General features: G+C 73.7%; 21 protein-coding genes. 12 read left to right on the top strand and 9 right to left on the bottom strand.

Annotation, left to right across the window (positions count from 1 at the left end):
- Positions 1–20: 20 nt before the first annotated feature.
- Positions 21–629 carry an MmpS family transport accessory protein gene (locus ABZW17_RS21625; RefSeq protein ID WP_354816761.1) on the top strand — a complete coding sequence of 203 codons (609 nt, stop codon included), beginning with the start codon at positions 21–23 and terminating at the stop codon, positions 627–629.
- A 79-nt stretch (positions 630–708) separates the two neighbouring features.
- Here the strand turns inward: ABZW17_RS21625 and ABZW17_RS21620 are convergent, their stop codons facing one another.
- Both ABZW17_RS21620 and ABZW17_RS21615 read right to left on the bottom strand, forming a co-directional pair.
- Entirely contained in the window at positions 709–2,214 is a 1,506-nt protein-coding gene (locus ABZW17_RS21620; protein WP_354816758.1) for a sialidase family protein, read from the bottom strand.
- Positions 2,215–2,325: 111 nt separating this feature from the next.
- Positions 2,326–3,294 (bottom strand): putative sulfate exporter family transporter, encoded by a 969-nt coding sequence (locus tag ABZW17_RS21615; protein ID WP_354816755.1) that lies wholly within the window; start codon positions 3,292–3,294, stop codon positions 2,326–2,328.
- Between the two features lie 70 nt (positions 3,295–3,364).
- On the opposite strand from ABZW17_RS21615, the gene ABZW17_RS21610 reads away from it, so the two are divergent.
- Positions 3,365–4,261: a LysR family transcriptional regulator gene (locus ABZW17_RS21610; RefSeq protein ID WP_354816752.1), complete on the top strand. Its 897-nt coding sequence runs from the start codon at positions 3,365–3,367 to the stop codon at positions 4,259–4,261.
- 73 nt (positions 4,262–4,334) lie between these two features.
- The gene (locus ABZW17_RS21605; protein ID WP_354816749.1) at positions 4,335–5,090 is read left to right on the top strand and encodes a PadR family transcriptional regulator; all 756 of its coding nucleotides are present in this window, start codon (positions 4,335–4,337) and stop codon (positions 5,088–5,090) included.
- 75 nt (positions 5,091–5,165) lie between these two features.
- Here the strand turns inward: ABZW17_RS21605 and ABZW17_RS21600 are convergent, their stop codons facing one another.
- Complete coding sequence (locus ABZW17_RS21600) at positions 5,166–6,485, bottom strand: M14 family zinc carboxypeptidase (RefSeq protein WP_354816746.1); 1,320 nt, start codon at positions 6,483–6,485, stop codon at positions 5,166–5,168.
- Between the two features lie 180 nt (positions 6,486–6,665).
- Here ABZW17_RS21600 and ABZW17_RS21595 point away from each other — a divergent pair, with 180 nt between their 5' ends.
- A complete protein-coding gene (locus tag ABZW17_RS21595) occupies positions 6,666–7,166 on the top strand; it encodes a hypothetical protein (RefSeq protein ID WP_354816743.1) in 501 nt (166 codons plus the stop codon).
- 15 nt (positions 7,167–7,181) lie between these two features.
- On the opposite strand, the gene ABZW17_RS21590 is transcribed toward ABZW17_RS21595, so the two are convergent.
- Positions 7,182–12,650, bottom strand: a complete 5,469-nt coding sequence (locus ABZW17_RS21590; RefSeq protein ID WP_354816740.1) for a biotin carboxylase N-terminal domain-containing protein — start codon at positions 12,648–12,650, stop codon at positions 7,182–7,184.
- Positions 12,651–12,896: 246 nt separating this feature from the next.
- Entirely contained in the window at positions 12,897–13,136 is a 240-nt protein-coding gene (locus tag ABZW17_RS21585) for a hypothetical protein (protein WP_354816737.1), read from the bottom strand.
- A 369-nt stretch (positions 13,137–13,505) separates the two neighbouring features.
- On the opposite strand from ABZW17_RS21585, the gene ABZW17_RS21580 reads away from it, so the two are divergent.
- From ABZW17_RS21580 to ABZW17_RS21570, 3 genes are all read left to right on the top strand, one after another.
- Positions 13,506–13,817 carry a hypothetical protein gene (locus ABZW17_RS21580; RefSeq protein ID WP_354816734.1) on the top strand — a complete coding sequence of 104 codons (312 nt, stop codon included), beginning with the start codon at positions 13,506–13,508 and terminating at the stop codon, positions 13,815–13,817.
- Between the two features lie 70 nt (positions 13,818–13,887).
- Positions 13,888–15,396, top strand: a complete 1,509-nt coding sequence (locus ABZW17_RS21575; protein WP_354816731.1) for a CehA/McbA family metallohydrolase — start codon at positions 13,888–13,890, stop codon at positions 15,394–15,396.
- A gap of 403 nt (positions 15,397–15,799) precedes the next feature.
- A complete protein-coding gene (locus ABZW17_RS21570; RefSeq protein WP_354816728.1) occupies positions 15,800–16,273 on the top strand; it encodes a hypothetical protein in 474 nt (157 codons plus the stop codon).
- Between the two features lie 34 nt (positions 16,274–16,307).
- Here ABZW17_RS21570 and ABZW17_RS21565 read toward each other — a convergent pair whose 3' ends face one another.
- Entirely contained in the window at positions 16,308–17,513 is a 1,206-nt protein-coding gene (locus ABZW17_RS21565; protein ID WP_354816725.1) for an MFS transporter, read from the bottom strand.
- Positions 17,514–17,594: 81 nt separating this feature from the next.
- On the opposite strand from ABZW17_RS21565, the gene ABZW17_RS21560 reads away from it, so the two are divergent.
- Positions 17,595–19,010: a PLP-dependent aminotransferase family protein gene (locus ABZW17_RS21560; RefSeq protein ID WP_354816722.1), complete on the top strand. Its 1,416-nt coding sequence runs from the start codon at positions 17,595–17,597 to the stop codon at positions 19,008–19,010.
- Here ABZW17_RS21560 and ABZW17_RS21555 read toward each other — a convergent pair.
- Positions 18,938–20,371, bottom strand: coding sequence for an MFS transporter (locus ABZW17_RS21555; RefSeq protein ID WP_354816719.1), 1,434 nt, complete (start codon positions 20,369–20,371; stop codon positions 18,938–18,940). The two genes, ABZW17_RS21560 and ABZW17_RS21555, sit on opposite strands and share 73 nt — an antisense overlap.
- A gap of 57 nt (positions 20,372–20,428) precedes the next feature.
- Positions 20,429–20,902 (bottom strand): SRPBCC family protein, encoded by a 474-nt coding sequence (locus ABZW17_RS21550; RefSeq protein ID WP_354816716.1) that lies wholly within the window; start codon positions 20,900–20,902, stop codon positions 20,429–20,431.
- A 161-nt stretch (positions 20,903–21,063) separates the two neighbouring features.
- On the opposite strand from ABZW17_RS21550, the gene ABZW17_RS21545 reads away from it, so the two are divergent.
- Positions 21,064–21,579 (top strand): bifunctional nuclease family protein, encoded by a 516-nt coding sequence (locus ABZW17_RS21545; RefSeq protein WP_354816713.1) that lies wholly within the window; start codon positions 21,064–21,066, stop codon positions 21,577–21,579.
- 75 nt (positions 21,580–21,654) lie between these two features.
- Entirely contained in the window at positions 21,655–22,623 is a 969-nt protein-coding gene (locus ABZW17_RS21540; protein WP_354816710.1) for a sigma-70 family RNA polymerase sigma factor, read from the top strand.
- On the opposite strand, the gene ABZW17_RS21535 is transcribed toward ABZW17_RS21540, so the two are convergent.
- Positions 22,587–23,066: a DUF2087 domain-containing protein gene (locus ABZW17_RS21535; protein WP_354816707.1), complete on the bottom strand. Its 480-nt coding sequence runs from the start codon at positions 23,064–23,066 to the stop codon at positions 22,587–22,589. The two genes, ABZW17_RS21540 and ABZW17_RS21535, sit on opposite strands and share 37 nt — an antisense overlap.
- Positions 23,067–23,136: 70 nt before the next feature.
- Here ABZW17_RS21535 and ABZW17_RS21530 point away from each other — a divergent pair, with 70 nt between their 5' ends.
- Complete coding sequence (locus ABZW17_RS21530) at positions 23,137–24,777, top strand: fatty acyl-AMP ligase (protein WP_354816704.1); 1,641 nt, start codon at positions 23,137–23,139, stop codon at positions 24,775–24,777.
- Positions 24,770–25,027 (top strand): acyl carrier protein, encoded by a 258-nt coding sequence (locus ABZW17_RS21525; protein WP_354816701.1) that lies wholly within the window; start codon positions 24,770–24,772, stop codon positions 25,025–25,027. The genes ABZW17_RS21530 and ABZW17_RS21525 overlap by 8 nt, the downstream gene beginning before the upstream one ends.

Raw genomic sequence — 25,027 nt, 5'->3', positions numbered from 1 at the left:
GCGGCGAAAGGAAACCCCCGATGACCGACTACACCCCGCTCCAGCAGCACGCGGCCCCGCCGGCCGCGCCGCCGCGCAACGGCCTGGGCACGGCCGGGTTCGTCCTCGGCCTGATCGGGCTGGTGATCGCGCCGATCCCGCTCGCCGGCGTCGCGGCCTGGCCGCTGGCCGTGCTCGGCCTGATCCTGTCGGCGGTCGGCATCGCCAGAGTGCGGGCCGGGAAGGCGACCAACAAGGGCCTCTCGATCGCCGGTGTCATCCTGTCGCTGCTCGCCCTGGTCGTGAGCATCCTGTGGCTGGTGGTGATCGGCAAGGTGGTCAACGACGTCAACGAGCAGGCCACCCAGCACCACACCATCGTCTACGAGGTCGGCGGCGACGCGAAGGCCGCCGACATCGACTACAGCACGTTCGACCGGAACACGATCCTGATCACCACCGAGGCCGGCGCCGCGGTGCCGTGGACCAAGACCGTCGAGGCCACCGGGTTCCTGGCCGGCGCCCAGTTCACCGCGACCGCCGGGCCGGACGGCGGCTCGGTCAGCTGCAAGGTGACCGTCGACGGCAAGGTGGCCAAGACGGCGACCGCGGCCGGCCCCGGCGCCGTCGCCGGCTGCACCGGCTTCTGAACCGCCCGTGCCACCCGGACGAGGGGGCCGGGTGGCACGGGAGGAGGGGGACCCGCCCGGGTCCCCCTCCGCGGGTTTTTCAGCCGCAGTGCTCGAATTCGCTGTCGTAGGCCTGGCCGCCGGCCGAGCCGCCCCATTTCACGCACTTGTCCGCCGCCGCGGCCTTGACCGGGCCGGCGAACCAGGAGAACGACCCGGAATCCGTCTGCCGCGCCGAGCCCTTGACCTCGAGGTAGGCCGAGGTCGCGGTGGCCGTCCCGGCGGAGGCGTTCTTCATCGTGCTGACGCAGTTCTGGCCGGTGGCCGCGTTGTACGACAGGTAGACCGTGCCCGCCGCGCCGCCGGTGCCCAGCGGCGCCGAGTCGATGACGCCGTAGCCGCCACCGCAGGCCGGGGCGCCGAGCGCGTCGGCGGTGACCGCCGCGAACCGGATGGTGTCGTTCGCGTGGAACTCCGGGCCCGCTTCGAACAGCACGCCGACCGAGGACTGGGACAGCTGCACCATGTCGGAGTACGCCGCGTCTTCGCCCCACACGAGCAGGCTGCCCGCGGTCGGAGTCCAGTTGGCGCCCTCGTCGAACGACGAGTGGATCCGCAGTTCCTTGCGGCGGTCGCAGACCGACGGCGCCGCGAACACCAGGCGGTTGTACTTGCCGCCGGCGTCGGTGGCGCTCATCCGCGCGGTCGAGCCCTCGACGACCGGGGTGACGAGGTCGGTGGCGAAGGCGAACTTCGAGCTGAACGTCGCACCGCCGTCGGAGCTGATCGCGAAGGCGCGGTTGTGGGTGCCGTCGGCGAGGCACTTGTCGTCGTTGTTGGCGTCGTTGCGCGCGGCGGCGTAGACCCGGCCGTCCCGCAGCTCGGTGACGCTGATCTCCTGCGGGTTCATCAGGTCCGATGTGGACGTGTCGGTCGCGCCGCGGTGCCAGGTGGCGCCCTTGTCGTCGCTGTAGACCAGCGAGCCGGTGTTCTTGCCGCCGACCGTGTAGCTCATGCCGGCGACGAGCCGTCCGGCGTGCGCGCCCCGGCTCAGCACGATCCCGTGCGACGGACCGGTGGCGAGCCAGCCGGGCGCGCTCGCGAAGCCGAGTTCGGTGGTCAGCACCTTCGGCCCGGCCCACGTCTTCCCGTTGTCCTCACTGATGGACACGCGCGGGATCCGGCCGCAGGACGGGGTGGTGAAGCACTGCATCGTCGACAGCAGCACGATCCGGTTGCTGCCCGGGACGACGATCGGCGCCGGGTTGCCCTTCACGTCACCGAAAGCCTCGATGACGGTGCTCAGCGCACCCCACGTCTTGCCGCCGTCGGTCGAGCGCTTCATGACGAGGTCGATCTTGCCGAGGTCGTTGCAGAACGAGGCGCCGCCGTTGCGGCCTTCGGCGAAGGCGAGCAGGTCGCCGTTGTTCGCCTTGACGACGGTCGGGATGCGGTAGCAGTCGTGGCCTTCGGTGTTCTTGGTGAACACCAGGGTGCTGGCCACGTCGGCCTGGGCGGCCGCGGTGCCGATGGCGGCCGGGACGGCGACGGCGGCGCACCCCAGCAGCCCGGCGAGCAGGCCGCGGGCGAGTCGGGTGATCTTCACGGTACGAGCTCCCTACGGGTTTCTTCTACGTCGGCGACAGCGTCGACGCGGCCCGTACAAGAGGTGTACAACCTCGCGTATAACGAACTATACCTGTCCGGGAGGGAAAGTTCAGGTGAACGCGGCCAGCGTGCCGAACCCGGTCCCGAGCACCAGCAGCGTCGACAGGAACCCCAGGAGCAGCGCCCGCCCGCCGCGGCGCAGCAACGCGCCGAGCCGGACGGCGCAGCCGAGGCCGAACAGCGCCCCCGCGAGCAGGAGCGTCGACGCGGTCTTCGCGACGTCCAGCGCGAACGCCGGAACGAGCCCGGTGCTGCGGACGGCGACCATCGCGAGGAAGCCGAGGACGAACAGCGGCACGAGCGGCGCGTGCCCGCCGCGGCGCGTGCGTTCGGTGGCGCCGACGAGCGCGACCACCGGGGCGAGCAGGACGACCCGGCTGAGTTTCACCACGACGGCGATCCCGACCGCGGTGGCGCCCGCCGGCCCGGCCGCCGCGACGACCTGGGCGACCTCGTGCACGGAGATCCCCGCCCAGCTGCCGGTCCGGGTCGCGTCCAGGCCGAGGGCGCGGGCGAGCAGGGGGAGGACGGCCAGCGCGAAGCTGCCGTAGAGGGTGACGAGCGCGACGGCGGTCGCGACGTCTTCGTCGTCGCGCTCGACCACCCCCTCCACGGCGGCGATCGCGGAGGCGCCGCAGATCGAGAACCCGGTGGCGACCAGCAGGGCGAGGCTGCGCGGCACCCGGACCAGCCGGGCGAGGCCGAGCGTGCCGAAGAAGGTGACCGCGACGGTCAGGACCACGGCGGCCAGTGTGCCGGGGCCGAGCGCGAGCACCGTGGGCACGGCGAGCTGGAGCCCGAGCAGGACGACTCCCGCGCGCAGCAGGCGTTTCGTGAGGCGGGCGACGGCCTGGCGCTGCTCGTCGGCCAGGAGCGGCGTGCTGCCGAGGACGACGCCGAGCACGACCGCGACGGTGAGGGCGCCGGCCACCGGCCAGGCCGAGCTGAGCGCGTACGCCGCCGCGACGCCGAGCCCGGTGATCGCGAGGCCGGAGGTCTTCGCCGTCGTCAGTGCCATGCCTCCAGCGTCGCCGCTCGCGGGCGTGCGCGGTAGCCGTCGGTACGTGGTGAGGTCATAGACTGAAGCTATGACCGGACCCGATCTGGACTCGTTGCGCCTGCTGGTGCTCGTCGACGACCTCGGCAGCATCGGCCAGGCCGCCGGGGCGCTCGGCATCGCCCAGCCGTCGGCGAGCAAGCGTCTGTCTACTTTGGAGCGTCAGCTGGGACTGTCCCTGGTGGACCGGACGCGCCGCGGCTCGGCCCTGACCCCGGACGGCCGGGTGATCGCGGGCTGGGCCCACCGCGTGCTGGCCGAAGTGGACGGACTGCGCACCGGCGCCGAGGCCCTGCGGACCCAGCGCGGCGCGCAGCTGCGGGTGGCGGCGAGCATGACGCTCGCCGAGCACTTCGTCCCCGCGTGGATCGGCGAGGTCAAGCGGACCGGGCCGGACACCTACGTCGGGCTCGAGGTGGTGAACTCCGAGCAGGTGGCCGACCTGGTCGCCCGCGGCCGCGTGGACCTGGGCTTCGTCGAGTCGCCGGGGCCGTGGCCGGGCCTGGCGACGCGCCGGGTGGCCGCCGACCGGCTCGTGGTCGTGGTCCCGGCCGGGCACCCCTGGGCCCGGCGCCGCCGCCCGCTCACCGCCGCGGAGCTGGCCGCGACGCCGCTGGTGGTGCGGGAACCGGGGTCGGGCACGCGCGAGACGGTGGAGGCGGCCCTGCGCCGGGCCGGGGCGGGGCCGGTGCAGCCGCTGCTGGAGCTGGGGTCGGCGTCGGCGGTGCGCAACGCGGTGACGGCGGGGGCCGGGCCGGCGGTGATCAGCGACCTCGACGTCGTCCGCGAGGTGGCCGGGCGGCGGCTGGTCCCGGTGCCGGTGGCGGACGTCGAGCTGGGCCGGGTGCTGCGGGCGGTGTGGCCGGCGGGCCGCCGCCTGACCGGTCCGGCGGCGGAGCTGCTGACCTTGGCGGTGAAGTCCGGCTGACCTCGCGCGTGGTTGCCGTCGATCGAGCGGCGATATATCGTGTGAATGTCGCCGATACGACTAGGAGGCCATCATGGAGATGAGCGCGGGAGCGGACCGGATCTTCGCCGGGTTCGGCGGGCACTTCGGGCACCACCACCCCGGGCACCCCGAGCACGCCGTGCCGGGGCACGAGGACTGGCACGGCGGGCCCGAGCTGGCGCGCGGCGGACCGCCCGGCGGATTCCCGCCGCATCCACCGCACCCCCCGCAACCGCCGGGGATGCCCGGGTTCCCGGGCGGGCCGGGCTCGTTCGGCGGTCCCGGCGGCTGGTTCGGCGGGCCGGGGGCGTTCCAGCGGGTGCGCGACTTCCGCGGCGGCCGGCCCGCGGCCCGGCCGGTGCGCCCGGCCGTGCTGGCGCTGCTGGCGGAGGCGCCCATGCACGGCTACCAGCTGATGCAGGAGATCCGGCGCCGCACCCACGACCGGTGGCGGCCGAGCCCCGGTTCGGTGTACCCGATCCTGCAGCAGCTGGAGGACGAAGGCCTGGTCCACACGGCCGAGACGGCGGGCCGCCGCGTCGCCGAGCTGACCGACGCGGGCCGGGAGCACGTCGCCGGCCGCGAGGCGGAGTTCGCGGCGCTGTGGGAGGAACCCGCGGAGGAGCCGGGTGCGGACCGGTTCGCGGCCCTGTGGCACGCGCTGGGCGAGCTCTCGGGCGCGGCGGCCCAGGTGGGCTACAGCGGGACGGAGGCCCAGGTGGCGGAGGTCAAGAAGATCCTCGCCGACGCGCGCCGCCGGGTGTACGCGGTGCTGGCCGACGCGGGCCTGGAGGAAGAGGACGCCTGAGCGAAGGGGCGGCCGGGGGTTCCGGCCGCCCCGCGCTTGGTCGTCCGCGGAACTCGAGCTACGTCCGCGCGTCGCTCACTGCTGGTACGGCGCGGCCGCGGCCTTGGCGGCGGTGATCAGCGCGCCCTTGTTCTTCGGCCAGAACGTGCTGTCCACGCAGGTGTAGCGGGGCAGGAACCCGCCGCACGTGCCGCTCGAACCGCCGACCTCGAACGTCACGCTGGCGACGCCGAGCACGCCGTAGGTGAAGTCGTCGGTGGTGCCGGTCGTGTCGTAGCCGACGGTCTCCTCGTTCGTGCCGACGAGGTAACCGTTGGACGCCGCGTACTTCGCGCCCAGCCGGCGGTACTGGGCGTCGTTCGGCGAGGTCGCCTGGGTGAAGCCCCACGGGATGATGATGTCGTTGCCGTAGCTGTGCAGCGTGATCATCGTGCCCTTGGCCGTCGACGGCGCCGGGTCGTTGTCGCCGGTGCCGCGCTGGTCCGGGAAGATCGCGCGGGCCAGCTTCTCCAGCGCCTGCACCTCGGGCTCGGACCCCGCGCTCACGCCCTGGTAGGTCTCGGAGCACGCGGAGTTGGAGTCCCCGCCCCACTTGAACGTCGAGTTGCGGTTGAGGTCGACGCCGATGTTCGTGCCGGTGCAGCTGCCCCGGGAGTTGTTCGCGTTCTTGCGTTGCAGCTTCGGCGAGTTGCCGCCCGAGGCGACGATGTCGACGCCGTCGGGGTTGGCGATCGGCACCACCCACACCTCGGTGGTGTCCAAAATGGACTTCGCGGTGGCGTCGGTGGCGTAGCCGTCGGCGAGGTAGTCGATGAAGCGCCAGGCGAGCTCGCCGGTCGACAGCTCACGCGCGTGGATCTGGGCCATCAGGAAGAACTTCGGCTTCGGCGACGTCGTCGAGAGCGTGCAGTCGCCGGCCTGCTTCTTCGTCAGGCAGATGGCCTGGACGTCGTGGCCGCCCTGGCCCTTCGTCTTCTTCCAGGACTGCCCGATCGTGTACTTCGTGGCCAGGTCGGGGTGCGCGGCGGCGACCTGCGTCAGGTGGTTCTCGTGCGCGGTGACGGTCCGGTACCCGCCGTAGAAGGTGTCCGCGGCCAGCCGGTTCGTCTCGGCGGGCAGGTCCTTGTAGACGGTGTCGAAGAACGACGGCCGGAACCCGAGCGCCCGCAGCTTCCCGGCGACGGCCTGGCCCCCGACGACGTTGACGGTGCCGGCTTCCCCTTCCTCGACGTCGAAGCCCGCCGCGGCCAGCGCCTGCGCCTGGGCGGCGGTGGCCGGCACGCGCCAGAACACCGGCGTGTCGGCGGCCTGCGCGCCGGCGGTGCCGCCGAGCAGGGAGGTGAGCAGGACCCCGGTCGCCACGAGGGCGAGCCGGGACAAGGACCTTGACGCCATCGGGGGATCTCCTCACGCCGCACGGATGGAGGTCCGGTCGGAACCCGTGGTCACCGTACCGGCACGGACAGTGTGTCGGCCCGGCGCAAAGGGGCCATACCCCCGAAAGTCGCGAAACGGCCGGCGGTGGCGGGACGACTCGGGGGACGAGGCCGGTCGGTCCGGCCGGGAAGGGTGACCATGAACTGGTCGTCGGTTTCCGCGGTCGCGAGCGCCACCATCGCGCTGGCCGCCGTGGTGGTGAACGTCCTGCTCTTCCGGATGGCCCGGCGGGCCGAACGGGACCGGGCCCGGCAGCAGCGGATGCCCGTGCTCGTGGCCTTCCGCGAACACGATGGCGTGATCCGGGTGTCGAACGTCGGCTGGGGACCGGCGACGAACGTGTTCTTCGCCAGCCTCGAACCCGCCACCGGCGCCTGGTTCAACCCGCTCCACCTGCCACCGATCCCGGTCGGTGGCACGGAAGTCATCCCGGCCGAGTACGGGAACGTGAAGTCGGCGGGCGTCGAACGCTTCGCGATCTCCTACACGGACCCGCTCAAGGCGCCGTACTCGACCAGGACCGGCGACGACGGATCCGAGGTGCTCCCGAGCCGGGTCCTGCCGGACTGGGCCGGCCTGCGGATCCCGTATCCCGGTCAGCTGCCCCCGGACCGGACCTGGGGCCGGCCACCGCGGTGACCGGCCCCGAGCCCGCTACTTCTTCAGACCGTGTTCGATGGCCTCGATGATCCGCGGCCGCAGTTCGGCGGCGCTGATGATCGCGTCCACCGAGCCGACCTCGACCGCGCGCTGGATGCTGTGCACCCGGTCGAACTCCGCCGCCACCTCGCTGACCTTCTCCGCGCGGACCGCCGACTGGACCTCCGCCAGCTTGGCGCCCAGGGTCGCCCGGGACGCGCCGCTCGCCGCCGCGACCTCGGCCTGCAGCTGCGTCACGCGCTCGTCGTTCGCGGTGCGGTTGGTGACCTCGCCCGCGAACACCACCGCCGCCGCCGGGGCGCCGCCCAGCACCGAAGCGAACGAACCCTCCAGCGCCAGCACCGTCATGTCCGGGTTGAGCGCCTTGGAGAACACCACGAACGCGCCGCCGTGGTAGCGCGAGATCACGGTGAACACGATCGGGCCCTCGAAGTTGACGATCGCCCGGCCGATTTCCGCGCCGTACTCCAGCTGCAGCTTGCGCAGCGACTCCGGCGAGCCGTCGAACCCGGACAGGTTCGCCAGCACCACCAGCGGCCGGTTGCCCGACGCCGCGTTGATCGCCCGCGCGGTCTTCTTCGACGACCGCGGGAACAGCGTGCCCGCGGTGTAGGTGTCCGGCCCGTCGGTGGGCGGGAAGCCGCGGCGGGGGACCGACCGCGACTCGATGCCGACCAGGCAGACCGGGCGGCCGCCGATGTGCACGTCCTGCACCGCCGCGGTGTCCGCGTCGGCCATGCCCGCCCAGCGTTCCAGCACCGGGTGGTCCTGGTCGGACAGCGCGCGCATCACCGTGCGGATGTCGAACGGCTTCTTGCGGTCCGGGTTGTGCTCGGCCGAGAAGATCTCCCCGACCGTCCGGAAGTCGCTGCCGACGATCGCGTGCGGGAACGCCGAGACGTCCCGGTCCACCGGGTCGCTCGTGCCCACCTTGCGCGGCCCGGCCTCACCCGGCACCACGTACGTGTGGTCGTAGTGCGCCATCAGCACTTCCCGCGCGGCCGGCAGATTCGGCGCCCAGTACTGCGCCTGGCCGTTCGGGCCCATCACGCGGTCGTAGCCGCCGATGCCGAAGTTGTCCTCGGCCGACACACCGCCCGAGAAGTCCAGCGCCTGCTTGCCGGTCAGCACCATCGCCGAGTCCGGCGTCATGATCAGCACGCCCTTGGTGTGCATGAGCATCGTGGCTTCGGCGTTCCAGTACGGCTGGGCGCCGACGTTGATCCCGTTGACGACGATGTTGATCTCGCCGCCGTCCTGGGTGAACGTGACGATCCGCTTGAGCGCCGCGGCGACCCAGTCCATGTTCTCGGTGCCCGAGGTCATCGAGATCCGCGCGCCCGAGGACAGCGCGAACCACTCCAGCGGCACCTGCATCCGCTCGGCCAGGTCGAGCGCCGCGATCACCCGCGAGCACTCCGGCTCCGACAGCGCCCCCAGCGACTTCGTCGGGTCGCCGAGCAGCACGACGCGGGTGACGCCCTCGGGGTGCCGCTCGGTCGGGGTCGTGACGACACCGGCGACGATCGCCGCGGTGTTCTTGCCCTTGGGCCGGTCCACCGGCACCAGGACACCGGAGGAGTCCAGGTCGTGCTCGGCGAAGGTGCCGGCCGCCCCGGCGAGCAGGTCGGTCAGCTCGTACGGGTAGACGTTGCCGCGCCGCGCCGCGCGCAGCACCTTCAGGCGGTAGTCGTCGAGGGGCTTGACCGGCTCGGCCGACGGCGGCTCGACGTGCAGTCGCGCGCCGTGCCCGGGGTCGAGGGCGATCCGGACGGCGAGCTCGGTCAGCTTGCCCGCGTCCGTGCGCCGCCGCGCCAGGAACTGGACCTCCTCCAGCCCGGCGCCCACCGACGTCGGCAGGATTCGCTGGACGAGCTGGTTGAGCTCCTCGGTGGTCAGGTCGGTCGGCGGCCAGATGTACATCATGATCCGGTTCGTGTCGAACCGCTTGTGCTGCGGCCGCTGCGCCTGGATGTTGCGGATCGCGTCGAGGCAGGCGGTGACGGCGTCTTCGAGCGCGGGCAGCGCGACCAGGCGGCCGTCGGCCTCGCGCAGCGGCGTCAGGTCGCGAACCTGGCCCATCGCGATCAGCCGCTCGTCGGCCGGGTTGGTCTTCGCCGCGGCCTTGAACAGGTAGATCTCCTCGTCCGCCGACGGCAGCCGGGTGAGGTCGAACTCGCGCAGCCGCTGCAGCTGCAGGCGCTGGGCGATCTGCGGGTGCAGGCCACGGATCAGCCGGTCTTCCGTGAAGCCTTCGCCGTCGCGCTCGAAGGTGAAGTGGTGGTGCATCACCGCGCCACCGGTGCCGGCCACGGTGATCACGACCCGGCGGACCCCGGCGGGCAGCGGGTTTTCCGCCAGCAGCGTGCCGAGCCGCTCGGCGGTCGCGTCGACGTCCGGCTGGTCCTCCCAGCGCAGGTACAGGTCGGCGATGACGCCGTCGGTGGCCACCTCGCCGAGCGCGCCGAGGGCGGCGGGCAGCTCGGCGATGTCGACGGCGGTGGTGACCAGCGGCAGCGCACCCTCGGGGGCGTTCAGCTCGGCGGTCAGCCAGCGCTGGCCGCCGGCCTCGCGCACCGCGACCGCGGACAGCCGCCGGTTGCCGTAGTACCGGCGGGTCAGCACCTCCAGCAGCGGCGCGTGGTCGCGGCCCGGGCGCCCGATCCGCTGCCCGATCAGCCGGACCAGGGGCTGCGAGCCGGTGATCATGGCCTGGATCCGCTCGGCGCGGTCCGGCGCGTCCGGGTGCTGGTCGAGGTAGGTCAGCTCGGTGCGGACGGCGGCGTAGACGCGGGCGCGGCTGCGGCGCAGCAGCGGCTGGGCGAACCAGCGGAAGACCACGCCGCGGGCCAGGTCGGACACCACCGGGAAGCGCACCTGCGTGGCCTCGACCAGGTGTTCCAGCGCGAGCCCGGCGCGTTCGCTGAGCGCCTCGGGCGGCGGGGCCCCGGTCAGCCACTGCCGCAGCAGCTCCGAGACGACGGCGACGTCGGCCGTCATCCGCTGCTGGGCCAGGAAGATCCGGAAGACCGCGGCCTCCAGCTCCGGCGTGCGCTCCAGGTCGGTGACGCCGTAGTGCGCGAGGACGCGCTTCAGCTTCGCCTGGAACCCTTCGGTGACGCCGGCGCGTTCGACGTCGAGGCTCTGCAGGTAGCTGTGGAAGAACTCGCGCGGGCTGTGCACCGCGCCGTTCGGCACGGTGTCCTCGCCGCCCGGGGTGTTGCGGCTCAGCTCGGACAGGTCGGCGAAGACGGTGAGCAGCTCCAGCTCGCCTTCGACCGGGCGGCCGCCGAGCTCGGTGCGGGCCTCCAGGTACGCGGCCAGGACGCGCTTGCGCTCGGCCGGGTCGACGTCGAAGCCGAGCAGCAGGCTGCGCAGGTCCTGACGGCCGCGTTCGACGCGGTCGGCCGCGGACACGCCGTCCGGCACCGACGGCAGCTCGATCTCGACGGTCTCGCCGGTGTCGGCGGCTTCCTCGGCGTCGTCGTCGGCGAGCGGTTCCAGGCGCATCAGCGGCGCGCCGGTTTCGACCTGGCTGCCGACCGAGACCGGGCATTCGCGGACCCGGGCGCGGAACGGCGCGCGCAGCACCGTCTCCATCTTCATGCTCTCCAGCACGAGGATCGGCGCGTTCGCCTCGACCTCGTCGCCGACGGCCAGGGGGGTCGCGACGACCAGCGCGGGCGCGGGGGAGCGGACGACACCGCCCTCGTCGCGGCTGACGCGGTGGGTGACGCCGTCGACCTCGACGAGGTGGATCGGGCCGTGCGTGGCCGCCACCAGCCGGAACCGCCGTCCGTTGACCGAGATCCGGCCGCTGTGGGCGTCGAAGCGGTCGATCTCGATGTCGGCGTGGTGGACGTCGGAGGCGCCGGAGGAGATGCCGACGCGGAAACGGGTCCGGCCGGCGCGGGCCACGCTGACGCGGTAGCCGACGCCCCGGAGCTTGAGGTCGAGCGGGCGGCCGCTTTCGTGCTGCACCTGCGGGCGCCCGCCGTGCGCGGTGGACAGCAGCCGCTGGACGGAGACCTCTTCTTCGTCCTGGTAGGCCTCGATGGCGGCCGCGGCGAGCGCGATCGCGGAGTGCCGGTGGGTGACCAGGCGGCCTTCGGCGCGGACGCGGTCGATCCAGCCGGTGTCGGCGCTCGCGTCGATCACCTCGGGCTGGTCGAGCAGGTCGAGCACGAAGCTCTTGTTGGTCGCGCCGCCCTCGATGATGACGGTGGTCTCGGCCATCGCGCGGCGCAGCCGGCCGAGCGCCTCGTCGCGGTCGCGGCCGTAGGCGATGATCTTGGCGATCATCGAGTCGAAGTCGGCCGGGATCGTGTCGCCCTCGCTGACACCGGTGTCGACGCGGATGCCGGGGCCGGCGGGCAGGGCCAGCCGCGCGATGCGGCCGGGGGAGGGGGCGAAGTCGCGGTCGGGGTCTTCGGCGTTGAGCCGGGCTTCGATCGCGTGGCCGAGCTCGGCGGGCTGGTCGCCTTCGAGCTTGCCGCCGTTCGCGACGTGCAGCTGCAGCCGGACCAGGTCGGTGCCGGTGGTGATCTCGGTGATCGGGTGCTCGACCTGCAGCCGCGTGTTGACCTCGAGGAAGGCGAAGAGCTTCTCGCCCGGGTGGTACAGGAATTCGACGGTGCACGCGCCGCGGTAGCCGACGGCCACCGCGAGCCGTTCGGCCGACGCCTTCAGCTCGGCGGTCTGCGCCGGCGCGAGGACCGGCGACGCCGACTCCTCGATGATCTTCTGGTTGCGCCGCTGCACCGAGCAGTCGCGGACGCCGAGCGCCCACGCCGTCGCGCCGTCGGAGATGACCTGGACCTCGACGTGCCGGGCGCCGGTGACCAGGCGCTCCAGGAACACGACGCCGGAGCCGAACGCGCGCAGCGCCTCCTGGCTGGTGCGCTCGTAGGCGTCGGCGAGGTCTTCGCCGGAGGCGACCATGCGGATGCCGCGCCCGCCGCCGCCCGCGGTGGCCTTGAGCATCAGCGGGTAGCCGATCCGCTCGCCGGCCTCCAGCGCCGCTTCGAGGGTGGCGACCTCGCCGCGGCTCCACGGCGCGACCGGCACACCGACCTCTTCGGCGATCAGCTTCGCGCCGATCTTGTCGCCGAGCTTGCGCATCGCGTCGGCACTCGGCCCGACGAAGGTGACGCCGACCTTCTCGCACAGCTCGGCGAACGCCGGGTCCTCGGCGACGAAGCCCCAGCCGACCCAGGCGGCGTCGGCCTTCGTCTCGACCAGCGCCTTCTCCAGCTTGGCCAGGTCGAGGTAGGGACGCGCGGAGGCCGGGCCGAGGTCGTAGGCCAGGTCGGCTTCGCGGACGAACGTGGCGGTGCGATCGGCGTCGGTGTAGAGGGCGACCGTCTCGATCCGCGTCCCGGTTTCCGCCGACAGGTCCCGGACGGCGTGGATGAGCCGCATCGCGGCCTCTCCGCGGTTGACGATGGCGACACGACTGAACACCGGCTGAGCCTCCCAAGTACGCACGCGCAGAAGGCGACGCACCTGTCCTGGAACGTCGCCCGCACCTGTGTACACCCTCGCGGATTACCGCGGGGTAGACCAATGTCCGCGATGGCGCATGCCGGGGCGGCTGCGTTGTGGGAACCCCACAAAAAGCGACCCGCACCACATCGTCTCGACCCGCTTTCACGCGAGGTCTGCCACAAAACCCCTACGGCCGGGAAACAGGGGGTGACGGGCGGGCGATCAGGAGGCGAGCAGGACGTCGGAGTCCAGCACCTGCCCGAGCTCCCGGCGTTCGGCTTCCGACAAGGGCACGGCGGCGACCTCGCACCGGCCGTCGGGCCCGGGCGCGGTGGTGACCGCGAGCACGGGCCGCCCGTCGATCTCGCGCAACGTCACCCGGCCCCCGCAGGCCAGGTCGACGGTGACGCCGGGGCGGTCGCGATGCCTGCCCAGCCAGCGGCTGACGAAGTCGAAGGTCATCGCGGTCTCCCCTCGGTACGGCGTGCTCCCCCGGAGCACAGGTGTCGGTTCTTGATGCCCCGGATATCGCGGGTTCACACCCGAAAGGGGAGTCCCTCTTCGGGGAAACGGGGCCGGCCCGACCGAACCCCGGGTGGCGGGCGAGGGTCCGCAGCTGCGCCGGGCTCGGGTCCGGGTCGAGTACGAGGGCGCGCCCGACCTCGGTCTCCAGGGCAGGTTCCGCGAGCCGCTCGAGGGGGTTTGCGCGGCCGGATCGACGGGCGACGCCCCCGTCTTCCACTTTACCGGGGACCACCGACAAAAACGGCGGAGCGGGGTCTCCGCCACCCATGAGGCGCGTCCGCGCCGGGGCGTCGTCATGCTGGCCGGATGAAGCTCGGGCAGTGGGTGCCGGCCGCGCGGGAGCTGCTTTCCGCGCGGCTCGTCTACGGCGAACCGGTGGAACAGGACGGCACCGTCGTCATCCCCGCCGCGGCCGTCTTCGGCGGTGGGGGCGGCGGTGGGGCGGACGGCGGCCCGCTGCGGGAGGGCGCCGGACTGGGGGTGCTCGCCCGGCCCGCCGGTGCCTTCGTCATCCGGGACGGGTCGGTGACCTGGGTGCCCGCCGTCGACGTCACGCGGCTCGGGCTCGCCGCCGCCGTCACCGTGGTCGCGCTCGCCAGGATCCTGGGTAGGCGCTGACCGAGAATTCACCGCCGGTTTCCTTGTCCGCACCTCCGGGGCGCGCCTAGCGTCGCCACCGGAGGTAGGCATGGACACTGGGGACTTCAGCCGCCGGACGTTGCTGCGGGCAGGTGGGGTGGCGGCGGCCGCCGGGATGCTGCCCGGGGTCGCGTTCGCCGACCAGCCCGGTGGCGCCGGCAGCCAGACGCGGACCGTCACCGGCACCCTCCGGCCGGACGTGCCGGACTGGTACTACCTGCCCGTCGACGTCCCGCGCGGCGTGCGGCAGATCGACGTCGTGTACTCCTACGACCGGCCCACTGTGCCCGCCGGCACCCGCGGGAACGCCTGCGACATCGGCATCTTCGGCCCCGAGGGCCACGAGCTGGGCAACGCGCGCGGCTTCCGCGGCTGGTCCGGCGGCTTCCGCGACCGGTTCTCGATCAGTGCGTCCGAGGCGACGCCCGGCTACCTCGCCGGTCCCGTCAAGCCGGGCCGGTGGCACGTCATCCTCGGGCCGTACACCGTGGCGCCGCAGGGCCTGAACTACCGCGTCGACATCACGCTCACCTTCGGCCCGGACGGCCCGCCCTTCAAACCGGACCCCGCGCCGGAAACCGCTCCGGCGCGGGAGCGCGGCCGCGCCTGGTACCGCGGCGACAGCCACCTGCACACCGTCCACTCCGACGGCCGCCGGACGCCGGAGCAGCTGGTCGCCGACGCCCGCGCCGCCGGGCTCGACTTCATCGTCTCCACCGATCACAACACCTCGAGCTCGCAGCTGCAGTGGGGCGCGCACGCCACCGACGACCTGCTCATCCTCAACGGCGAAGAGGTGACCACCCGCTCCGGGCACTGGCCGGCGATCGGCCTGCCCGCCGGCACCTGGATCGACTGGCGCTACCGCGCGGGCGACCCGCGCGACTTCCGGCGCTTCGCCGACCAGGTGCACCGCGCCGGCGGCCTGGTCACCGCGGCGCACCCGTTCGCCAACTGCTTCGGCTGCACCTACGAATTCGCCTACGAGCTCGCCGACCTGGTCGAGGTGTGGAACGGCCCGTGGACCCAGGACGACGAGGCGAGCGTCATCCACTGGGACGGCCTGCTGCGCGGCGGCCGGTTCATCCCGGCGATCGGCGACTCCGACGCGCACAACCCCGACCAGCGCGTGGCCCTGCCGCACACCGTCGTGCTCGCCGAGCGGCTGCGCCGCCCGGACCTGCTGGCCGGCCTCAAGGCGGGGCGGTCGTGGCTGGCCGAATCGGCGTCGGTCCAGCTCGACTTCACCGTGTCCGGCGGGGGTGCGGTCGCGGGCATCGGCGAGCGGCTCGCCGCGGGCACCGGGACGCCGGTGACCGTCAAGGCCGTCGTCGCCGGCGTGCCGGGCACGACGGTCACCTTCCTCGACCAGCTCGGTCCCGAGCACACCGAGACCATCGGCGACGCGGGCGCGGCCACGGTCACCTGGACGACCTACCCCCGGTACAGCCGGTGGGTGCGGGTCGAGGTCCGCCGCCCGTCGGCGAGTCCGAACACGACGGTCCCCAACGCGATGGTGGCGATGTCCAACCCGATTTTCCTCGGCCCCGGGCACTGAACCCCGCCCCGGTGCACCGCGTCCCCCTTTTGGGAGACTGGTGCGAACGGGTGACGGGGAGGCAGTGTGCGTGGTTGTGGCCTGAAGGTGGCCATGGTCCTGGGTGCGGTCATCGTGCTGACCGCGGGGATCATCGTGGTGGTGGTGCTGACGCGCAGCCCGGTCCGGACACCGGGGTGCACGGTGGCGCTGCCGGGCGGCGACGCGACCGCGTACACGTTCACCCCGGAGCAGATGAACAACGCGGCGACGATCTCGGCCGTCGGCACCAAGCTGGGCCTGCCCGCGCACGCGGCCACGGTGGCGCTGGCCACGGCGCTGCAGGAGTCGAAGCACCTTCGAAGGCGGCGACCGCGATTCGGTCGGCCTGTTCCAGCAGCGCCCCAGCCAGGGCTGGGGCACGGTGGCGCAGCTGCGCGACCCGGTGTACGCGGCGACGGAGTTCTACCAGAAGCTCGAAAAGCTGCCGAACTGGGACACGCTGCCGATCACCGAAGCCGCCCAGGCGGTCCAGCGCTCGGGCGTCCCGGACGCGTACGCGCAGTGGGAGCCGCAGTCCCGGGCGATGGCGGCGGCCTTCAACGGCCAGTTCCCGGCCGTGCTGACCTGCCGCAACCTGACCCTGGCCGCACCCGGCGACCTGGCCGCGGCGGCCACGCAGGAGCTGGGCGCGGCCGCCTTGAGCGGCGCTCACCCGGCGGCGCAGGGCTGGGCGTACGCGACCTGGCTGGTGGCCCGCGCGGAGGCGCTGGGCGTGGACAAGGTCAGCTTCGCGGGGCAGACGTGGACGGCGGAGTCGGGAAGCTGGGCCGAGGACGCGGCGGCGGGTCCGAGCCTCTCCCTGCACCAGGCCCCGGCGGCGCGGGTCAGCGAGTAGCCGGGCGCGAACGCCCCGAGCGGGCGCCCGCGGCTCAGCGAGTAGCCGCCGCCCGGCGGACGGCCGGGCCCATCGCCCAGCCCGCCGCCAGGAACACCGCGCCCAGCAGCAGCCAGCCCGGCAGGCCCCCGCCGACCACCACCGTGCTCAGCAGCAGCGGGCCCACCGCGCGGGCCACCGAAATGCCGCTGCCGAAGAAGCCCTGGTACTCGCCCTGCTTGTCCGCCGGGGCCAGCGCGAAGCCGATCTCCCACGAGCCCGCCGACTGCAGCATCTCGCCCAGCACCTGCACCAGCGCGCCTGCCACCAGCACCGCGAACGCCACCGCCGGCGACGTCCCCAGCGCCGAGGCCGCGAACGCCACGCAGGACGCGAGCAGCAGCACGCCCGACCGGCGCACCATCCGCGCCGCCGAACCCAGGGTCGTCAGCCGGCCCGCGACGCGGACCTGCAGCAGGACCACCACCACCGTGTTGAGCACGAACAGCGCCGACACCGTCCAGCCCGGCGCCGCCGTGCGCTCGACGATCCACAGGGGAATCGCCACGCTCAGCAACGGCATGCGCAGCAACAGGATCGCGTTGAGCAACGTCACCAGCGCGTACGGCCGGTCGCGCAGCACCGCGGACTTCCGCGCGGTGCGCTCCGACAACGTCCGCGGCACCAGGGGCAGCGCATGCAGCAGCCCCGCCGTCACCACGAACATCGCCGCGTCGAGCACGAAGACCGTCAGGTACGCCGAAGCCGTGTCGGCCGACAGCGCCAAGCCGCCCAGGCCGGCGCCGACCGCCAGCCCGGCGTTGCCCGCCGACTGCAGGTGGGCCCGGATGCGCGTCCGGCGTTCCGGGTCGGCGAGGTCCGCCAGCAGCGCCTGGCGGACGGCGGCCAGCCCGGTCTGGCAGCTGCCGTAGAGGCACGCCGCGAGGACGAACAGCACCGGGGACCGCACGACCAGGAACGCGAGGATCGACGCGCCCGTCGCCAGGGCCAGCAGCACCGCCGACGCGCGGGTGCCGTGGCGGTCGGCGAGCCGGCCGAGCGGCACGCCCGCGACCGAGCCGGCCGCCCAGCCGAGCGTGAGCCCGAGCCCGACCTGGGCCGGCGTCAGCCCGGCGATCCGCGTGAAGAACAGCACCGAGCAGGTCAGGAACGCGCCGTCGCCGAGCGAGCCGGCCAGCTGGGCGGCCGCGAGCAGCCGCCCGGCCCGCCGGGTCGCCGGACGTTCGAGGAGCACTGTCATGGGAAGTACGTTAGAGGCCGCTTTGGCCCGATCCCAGATCCAATTCGTGGCAAAGCAGTTGGGCCAATGTACGGTCGGCCGATGGACTTCCACGTCAGCCTGGCCGGGCGCGGCGACCTCAGCGCCCGGATCTACCGGCAGCTGCGCGACGCCGTGCTGGACGGCAGGCTGCGCGCGGGGGAGCGGCTGCCGCCGACCCGGGAACTCGCGCGGCGGCTGGCGGTTTCGCGCAACACCGTCGCGGTCGCCTACGACCGCCTCACCGCCGACGGCTTCCTCGCCGGCCGCGTCGGCGCCGGGACCTACGTCTGCGCGCACCTCCCGGCGCCGAAGCCGCGCAGGGTGCCGTCGGAAACCGGGCCGCAGCCGAAGCCGGTCTGGCGGGAGCTGCCGGCCCCGGCCAGCGCGTCCGGTCCCGCGCCGGTGTTCGACTTCCGCGTCGGCATCCCCGACGCCGGCCTGTTCCCCCTGGAGACCTGGCGGCGCCTGCTCACGCGCGAACTGCGGGACGCCGCCGGGTTCGCGCACTACGCCGAACCCGGCGGCCACCCCGGGCTGCGCGCGGCGATCGCGCGGCACGCCGGCGTCTCCCGCTCGGTGCGGGCCGATGCCGACGACGTCCTCGTCACCCAGGGCGCCCAGCAGGCCCTCGACCTCCTGTGCCGCGTGCTGCTCGAACCGGGCGACCGGGTCGCCGTGGAGGAACCGGGCTACCGGATGGCGAGGCTGCTGTTCGCCTCGCACGACGCCGAGGTCGTCGGCGTGCCGGTGGACGGCGAAGGGCTCGACGTCGCCGCCCTGCCGCTGCGGACGAAACTCGTGTACGTCACGCCGTCCCACCAGTTCCCGCTCGGCACGCCGATGTCGCTCGCCCGGCGCGCGGCGCTGCTGGCCTGGGCCGGGCGCACCGGCGCGGTGGTCGTCGAGGACGACTACGACAGCGAATTCCGGTTCTCCGACCGTCCCCTGGAACCGTTGCAGAGCTTGGACCGCGACGGCCGGGTGGCGTACGTCGGCTCGTTCTCCAAGACGCTGCTTCCCATGCTGCGCCTGGGTTTCCTGATCGCGCCGGCGTCGCTGCGGGAGGCGCTGCACCACGCCCGCCAGCTCTCCGGCTGGCACGGCGACCTGCCCGCGCAGGCCGCCCTCGCCCAGTTCGTCGACGATGGGTTGTTCGCCCGTCACCTCCGCCGGGCGACGAAGGTCTACGCGGACCGCCACGAGCGCATCACGACGACCCTGGAACGGGTCTTCGCCGGTCGCCTGGAGCTGGTGCCGTCGGCGGCGGGGCTGCACCTGTGCGCCCTCGCCGCCGACGGCACGGACCTGGACCCGATCGTGGCGCGGGCGGCCGCGGCCGGGGTGGCCGTGCAGACGCTTTCCGATCTGTGCGGTGGGTTTCCCCGGCCGGGCCTGGTGCTCGGCTACGGTTCGATCGCCTCGGACAGCATCGGCGCCGGGCTTGCGGCCCTGGACGCCGCCTGGGGCTCGGCGTAGTGGTCCGTGCGACGGCGGCCCGCGATCAGCAGGCCGCCCAGCGCGGTCGCCACCGCGGTGGCCAGGACCAGCAGCCAGCCGCGGCGGAAGGCGGTCAGGTCCGGCGTGCCGGCGAACACCGCCACCAGCACCGCGACACCGAAAACCGTGCCGATCTGCCGCGCCGTGTTGACCATCGACGAGCCCGCGCCCCAGCGCGCCGGCGGCAGGACCGTGCCGACCACGCCCGACAGGCTCGGCAGGATCAGCCCGACGCCGAGGCCGGTCAGCAGCTGGCCGGGCAGCATCGACGCCGCGTAGTCGGGCGTGGAACCCATGCGCAGCACCCAGATCAGCACCCCGGCCCCGAACGAGACGCCGCCGAGGGCGACCACCGGGCCCGGGCCGAAGCGGTGCACGAACCGGCCGCCGAGGATCGACACCGGCACCACCACCAGCGGTCCCGGCGCCAGTGACAGGCCCGCGACCAGCGCCGAGTCGTGCCAGACCGACGTCAGGAACAGCACGTTGCCGAACAGCATCGCCGCGAACCCGGCGGCGAACACCCCGGTCGTCACGCAGGCCAGCCACAACGTCGGGACGCGCAGCGCGGGCAGGTCCAGCACCGGCACCGGGTGCCGCGCCGAGCGCAGCGGGACCCACAGCAGCGCGAGCGCGGCCACCGCGAACGCCAGCAGCACCGGCCGCGCACCCCAGCCGCGGTCCGACGCCTCGACCAGGGCGTACGCCAGCGCGCCGACGCCCACGAGCAGCCCGGTGGCCCCGATGACGTCCGGGACGCCGGTCGAGCTGTCCCGCGACTCGCGCAGCACGCGCGGACCGGCCAGCAGCGTCACCGCGCAGATCGGCAGGTTCACCAGGAATACCCAGCGCCAGGACGCCTCGACGAGCAGGCCGCCGACCGGCGGGCCGAGGGCCGCGGCCGCCGCGCCCACCGACGCCCAGACGCCGACCGCCACCGGGCGCCGGTGCGGCGGGAACGCCGTGAGCAGCAGCGCCAGGGACGTCGGCATGACGAGCGCGGCGCCGATCGCCTGCACCGCGCGGAAGGCGACCAGCACCGCAACCGACGGCGCGGCCGCGCACGCCGCCGAGGCGAGGGTGAACACGGCGACGCCGAGCAGGAACAGTCGACGGCGGCCGTAGCGGTCGGCCAGCCGCCCGGCCGGGGCGAGGCAGGCGGCGAACAGCACGGTGTAGCCGTTGAGCACCCAGGACAGCGTGGCCAGGCCGTCGCCGGGGAACGCGGCCCGGATGCCGGGGAAGGCGATCGTGACGATGAACGTGTCGAGGCTCGCGAGGAACGCGGCCGTCGAGACGACGAGCAGCACGAGGCCGGGCTTGGGCGCGGTGGCGGGCATGGTCCTCCTAGGTTCGATAAAACAACCTAGCTGGACAAGTGCGTTTCAACAAGAGACTCAGGCGGCGGCGCGCTCCTCGGCGCGGGCCTTCAGCGCCGCGAGGGTGTGCTCGATCGACCGGACGTTGTAGCCGGGCCGGTCGGCGCGGCCGGTGACGCGCGGCCCCATGAACTTCCGCACCACCCAGCTGCCGATCCGGTACCAGTTCTCGGTGACGACGCAGCCGCCCGCGGCCGGCGCCAGCACGTACTCCCACCGCGAAACCCGCGAGCCCAGCGGCGTGCGCACGTCGAAGGCGAACCGGCGGCCCGGCTCGAACGCGACCACCTTGACCCGCGTCCACCACCGCAGCTCGCCGTTGCGGTTGCGGCCGCGGAACCGCGCGCCGAGGGCGGGCCCGGTGCCGTCGAGCCAGCGGCCGCCGACGTTCTCCGGGCTCAGCTCGCCCATCCGCGGCAGGTCGGTGACCCACGACCACACCGTGGCCGGAGCGGCGGGGACCGTGACACTGCGCGAAATCGTCGGTTCCACGCCCCGACGGTGACAGCGGTTCCGGCGGCCGGGCAAGGCCCGCGCGCGCAGTCCGCAGCCGAGAAGAGCCGAACCGGGAAATCCGGTCCTTCCGGGCGGATTGCGAACGCCCCGATGTGGGTACTACGCGCGCGGAGGACTCCCACGACACGGAGGGTGCGGTGGTCAGCGTGATCCCGATCGAAGTGGTGGGGATGGCCGTTCCGGTGCCCGGCGAGGCGCCCCTGATGCTGCTCCGCGAGCCGGAAGGGGCCCGCCGCTGGCTGGCCATCATGATCGGGTACGGCGAGGCCGAAGCCCTGGTGCGGGCGCGCGAGCAGATCGCGCAGCCGCGCCCGGGCACGATCGAGCTGCTCGGCGACGTCCTCGCGGCGTTCGGCCAGGGCGTCGCCGCGGTCGAGCTGACCGAGGTGCGGGACGGCATCTTCTACGCCGATCTCGTGCTCGCCTCCGGCACCCGCGTGTCGGCTCGCCCCAGCGACGCGGTCGCGCTCGGCCTGCGCCAGGGCGCGCCCATTCGCGTCGCCGAAGAGGTGCTGGACGTCGCCTCCGTGCAGCTCGAGGTCGAGCAGGAGACCGAAGGACCGGCGGCCGACGTGCTGGACACCGAGGCCGAGGTCGCCCGCTTCCGCGCCGAGCTCGACGGCCTGCGGCCCGAGGACTTCGACGACCTGTAAAGAATTTTCTCCCGGTTGCGATGAATCCCGTCGGTGGCGCCGGTACACCCACCGCCACCGGCCGACGGGAGAACGATGCTGGACTTCGCGACGCGCACCGAGCCGCACCGGCGCGAGCTGCTCGCGCACTGCTACCGCATGCTCGGCTCGGTCCACGAAGCCGAAGACCTGGTACAGGAGACGCTGGTCCGCGCCTGGAAGGCGTGGGCGGGCTACGACCCGGCCCGCGCGTCGGTGCGCACCTGGCTCTACCGGATCGCCACCAACGCCTGCCTCACCGCGCTGGAGGGCCGCGCCCGGCGGCCGCTGCCGTCCGGGCTCGGCGGCCCGAGCGGCGATCCGGGCGCCCCGCTGACGCCGTCGGCCGAAATCCCCTGGCTGCACCCCTTCCCGGACGCCCGCCTCGACGACCCCGGCCTGGCGCTGGCCCGCCGCGGCACGCTCCGGCTCGCGCTGCTGGCGGCGATGCAGACCCTGCCGCCGAAACAGCGGGCGGTGCTGATCCTGCGGGACGTCCTGGAGTTCAGCGCGGCCGAGGTGGCCGGGTTCCTGGACACGACCCCCGCGGCGGTCAACAGCGCCCTGCAGCGCGCCCGCGCCGGGCTCGGCGGCCTGTCGGCCGACGAGGTGCCCGAGCCGGACGACCGCGCGGTCGAGGCGGTCCTGGACGCCTACGTCCGGGCGTTCGAACGAGCCGACGTCGCCGGTCTGGTCGAGCTGCTGACCGAGGACGTCGTGATGGAGATGCCGCCGGTCCCGCTGTGGTTCCGCGGCCCGGACGGCTACGGCCGGTTCCTCGAGCGCCTGTTCGCGATGCGCGGCCCCGGCTGGCGCATGGCGCGCGCGAGCGCCAACGGCCAACCCGCGCTCGTCGCGTACTGCCGCGACGAGGCCGGGGTGTACCGGCTGCACACCCTGCAGGTGTTCACCGTGCGCGGCGGCCGGGTGGCGCACAACGTCGTGTTCGCCGATCCCGCCGTCCTGGCGCTGTTCGACCTGCCCGCGGCTCAGCCGGCGGCGCGCGCCTCCGACGGGCGGCCGTAGCTGCCGCCGTCGTTGCTGCGCTGGAGCAGGCCGTCGTCGACGAGGTAGCGGCGCAGTGTCGCGTGGTCGTCGTGGACCATGGAGAGCTTCTCGCGGACGTCCTGCTCGGTGTAGAGGCGACCCGGTTCGAAGCGCTCGGCGAGGTGTTCCAGCAGCAGCTGCCGCCGCCGGCCCGAGTGCGGGATCGAGATCAGCCGGCCGCGGCGGAAGAGCGCGTCGAGCGGGTCGGCCGGGGCCTTGGCCAGCGCCTCGCGGAACACCTCCGGGGTGGCGCGGTAGCGGCCACCGGCCTCGGTGACGAGTCCCGCGTCCAGCAGCCGCTTCACGGCCTTGGCCGTGGCCGGCTCGGCGGGCAGCCCGTCGGGGGCGGCGCTGATGCGGGCGAACAGCTGCAGCCGGTCCGCGTCCGCGAGAGCGGAGACCAGTGCTTCCGGGGAGGCCATGGTCTGCGACCGTACCCGGGGCGCGCCCCGGGCGTGCACCGGCTTTCCGGCGCCCGGTAGGTTGCCCAGCGTGCCTCGTCCGTCCGTGCCGGCGACCGTGCCCGAGGCGGTGCTGCGCGTCTCGATCGTGGACCGGCTGTTCGCCCGTGCCGACGACGACCGGCCGTTGTTCACCCACCAGGACCACACGCGCAACGCCGAGCACACCTGGACGTGGGCCGAGTTCGCCGCCCGGGTCCGCGTGGTCGCCGGTGAACTGCGCCGGGCCGCCGAGCCGGGGGAGCGCGTCGCGATCCTCGCGGGCCAGGAACTCGCCTACCCGCTGGCGTTCTTCGGTGCGCTGGCGGCCGGGCTCGTCGCCGTCCCGCTGCTGGCGCCGTCGAGCCCCGCGCAGGCCGACCGGCTCGCCGGCGTCCTGGCCGACGCCGGCGCGCGGGTGTGGCTGACGTCGGCGGCCGCGGCGGCGCGGCTGCCCGCGCACGACCACGTCCTGGTGGCCGACGAGCTCACCGGGCCCGGCGCCGACCCGGTGCCCGTGACGCCGGAGAGCCCGGCCTACCTGCAGTACACGTCCGGGTCGACGCGCGAGCCGGCCGGCGCGGTGATCCCGCACCGCGCGATCGTCGCGGCCTGCTGGCAGGGCAGTCTCGCCTACGCCGTCGACGAGGGCACGACCTGTGCCGGCTGGATCCCGTTCTTCCACGACATGGGCCTGATCCAGCTGCTCTGCCTGCCCGTCTACGGCGGTGGCCGGTCGGTGTTCATGGCCCCGGCCGAGTTCGTGCACCGGCCGGGACGCTGGGTGCGGCAGCTGGCGGAGTACCCGGCGGTGTTCACGGCCGCGCCGAACTTCGCCTACGACCTCGCCGCCGACGCCGACCCGGGGGAGGACTTCGACCTGTCGGACGTGCGGGTCGCGCTCAACGGCAGCGAACCCGTCCGGCCGCGCACGATCGAGCGCTTCCAGGAGGTGTTCGGGCCGCGCGGGTTCCGGCGGGAGGCGCAGCGGCCGTCCTACGGGCTCGCCGAAGCCACGGTGTACGTCGCGAGCGCGGGCGAGGACGGCCCACGCAGTGCGGTGTTCGACCGCGAGGCCTTGGCTCAGGGCCGGGCCGTCGAAGTCGACGGCGGTCAGGAGCTCGTCTCGGTCGGCCGTCCGGTCGGGCAGCTCGTGCGGATCGTCGAAGACGGCCGCGAGCAGCCCGAGGGTCACGTCGGCGAAATCTGGGTGCACGGCCCGAACGTCGCCACCGGCTACTGGGGCCGCGGCGACGCGGCCGCGTTCGGCGCCGAGCTCGACGGCCTCGGCGGCTGGCTGCGCACCGGCGACCTCGGCGTCGTGCACCGCGGCGACCTGTACGTCACCGGCCGGCTCAAGGACCTCATCGTCATCGACGGCCGCAACTTCCACCCCCAGGACATCGAGGCGGCGGCCGGGGAGGCCCACCCCGCGGTCCGCCGCGACCGGGTCGCCGCGTTCGGCGTCGCCGACGACGACGGCGAGGGCGCGGTGGTGGTGGCCGAATGGGCGCGCGGCGCCGAAGCCAACGTCCGGGAGGTCACCCGGGCGGTGCTGCGCGCGGTGTCGCGGGAACACGGCCTCACGCTGCGCGCGGTACGTCTGGTCCCTTCCGGTGGACTTCCGCGCACATCCAGCGGCAAGGTCGCCCGGTCGGCCGCCAAGGCACGTTATGGTGACTTCCGTGGGTGATCACCGCGCCGAGGTCACGAAGGTCGTCTGCGACACCTTCCGGCTCGACCCGGCTCTCGTCGAGCCCGACGCACCGCTGGAGGAGCTGGGCATCGACTCGAAGGGGCGGATCAAGCTGCTGGCCGCGCTGGAGATCTACTACGGCGTGACGATCGACCTGGACCGGCTCGACCGGTTCACCGACGTGGGATCCGTGGCCGGCGTGCTCGCGGAAGCCCTGGGAACTCGCGGATCCGAAGAGAGGCGCTGA

Origin of the sequence: Amycolatopsis sp. NPDC004625 (assembly GCF_040609695.1) — a bacterium.
GTDB lineage: Bacteria > Actinomycetota > Actinomycetes > Mycobacteriales > Pseudonocardiaceae > Amycolatopsis.
This window is presented reverse-complemented; position numbering and strand designations above follow the sequence as displayed.

What these genes read in the sequence shown, in the direction of transcription:
- ABZW17_RS21600 (WP_354816746.1), bottom strand. Translation starts at nt 6,485, where the DNA reads ATGGCGTCAAGGTCCTTGTCCCGGCTCGCCCTCGTGGCGACCGGGGTC.
- ABZW17_RS21610 (WP_354816752.1), top strand. Translation starts at nt 3,365, where the DNA reads ATGACCGGACCCGATCTGGACTCGTTGCGCCTGCTGGTGCTCGTCGAC.
- ABZW17_RS21565 (WP_354816725.1), bottom strand. Translation starts at nt 17,513, where the DNA reads ATGACAGTGCTCCTCGAACGTCCGGCGACCCGGCGGGCCGGGCGGCTG.
- ABZW17_RS21540 (WP_354816710.1), top strand. Translation starts at nt 21,655, where the DNA reads ATGCTGGACTTCGCGACGCGCACCGAGCCGCACCGGCGCGAGCTGCTC.
- ABZW17_RS21615 (WP_354816755.1), bottom strand. Translation starts at nt 3,294, where the DNA reads ATGGCACTGACGACGGCGAAGACCTCCGGCCTCGCGATCACCGGGCTC.
- ABZW17_RS21595 (WP_354816743.1), top strand. Translation starts at nt 6,666, where the DNA reads ATGAACTGGTCGTCGGTTTCCGCGGTCGCGAGCGCCACCATCGCGCTG.
- ABZW17_RS21560 (WP_354816722.1), top strand. Translation starts at nt 17,595, where the DNA reads ATGGACTTCCACGTCAGCCTGGCCGGGCGCGGCGACCTCAGCGCCCGG.
- ABZW17_RS21580 (WP_354816734.1), top strand. Translation starts at nt 13,506, where the DNA reads ATGAAGCTCGGGCAGTGGGTGCCGGCCGCGCGGGAGCTGCTTTCCGCG.
- ABZW17_RS21535 (WP_354816707.1), bottom strand. Translation starts at nt 23,066, where the DNA reads ATGGCCTCCCCGGAAGCACTGGTCTCCGCTCTCGCGGACGCGGACCGG.
- ABZW17_RS21605 (WP_354816749.1), top strand. Translation starts at nt 4,335, where the DNA reads ATGGAGATGAGCGCGGGAGCGGACCGGATCTTCGCCGGGTTCGGCGGG.
- ABZW17_RS21575 (WP_354816731.1), top strand. Translation starts at nt 13,888, where the DNA reads ATGGACACTGGGGACTTCAGCCGCCGGACGTTGCTGCGGGCAGGTGGG.
- ABZW17_RS21555 (WP_354816719.1), bottom strand. Translation starts at nt 20,371, where the DNA reads ATGCCCGCCACCGCGCCCAAGCCCGGCCTCGTGCTGCTCGTCGTCTCG.
- ABZW17_RS21625 (WP_354816761.1), top strand. Translation starts at nt 21, where the DNA reads ATGACCGACTACACCCCGCTCCAGCAGCACGCGGCCCCGCCGGCCGCG.
- ABZW17_RS21585 (WP_354816737.1), bottom strand. Translation starts at nt 13,136, where the DNA reads ATGACCTTCGACTTCGTCAGCCGCTGGCTGGGCAGGCATCGCGACCGC.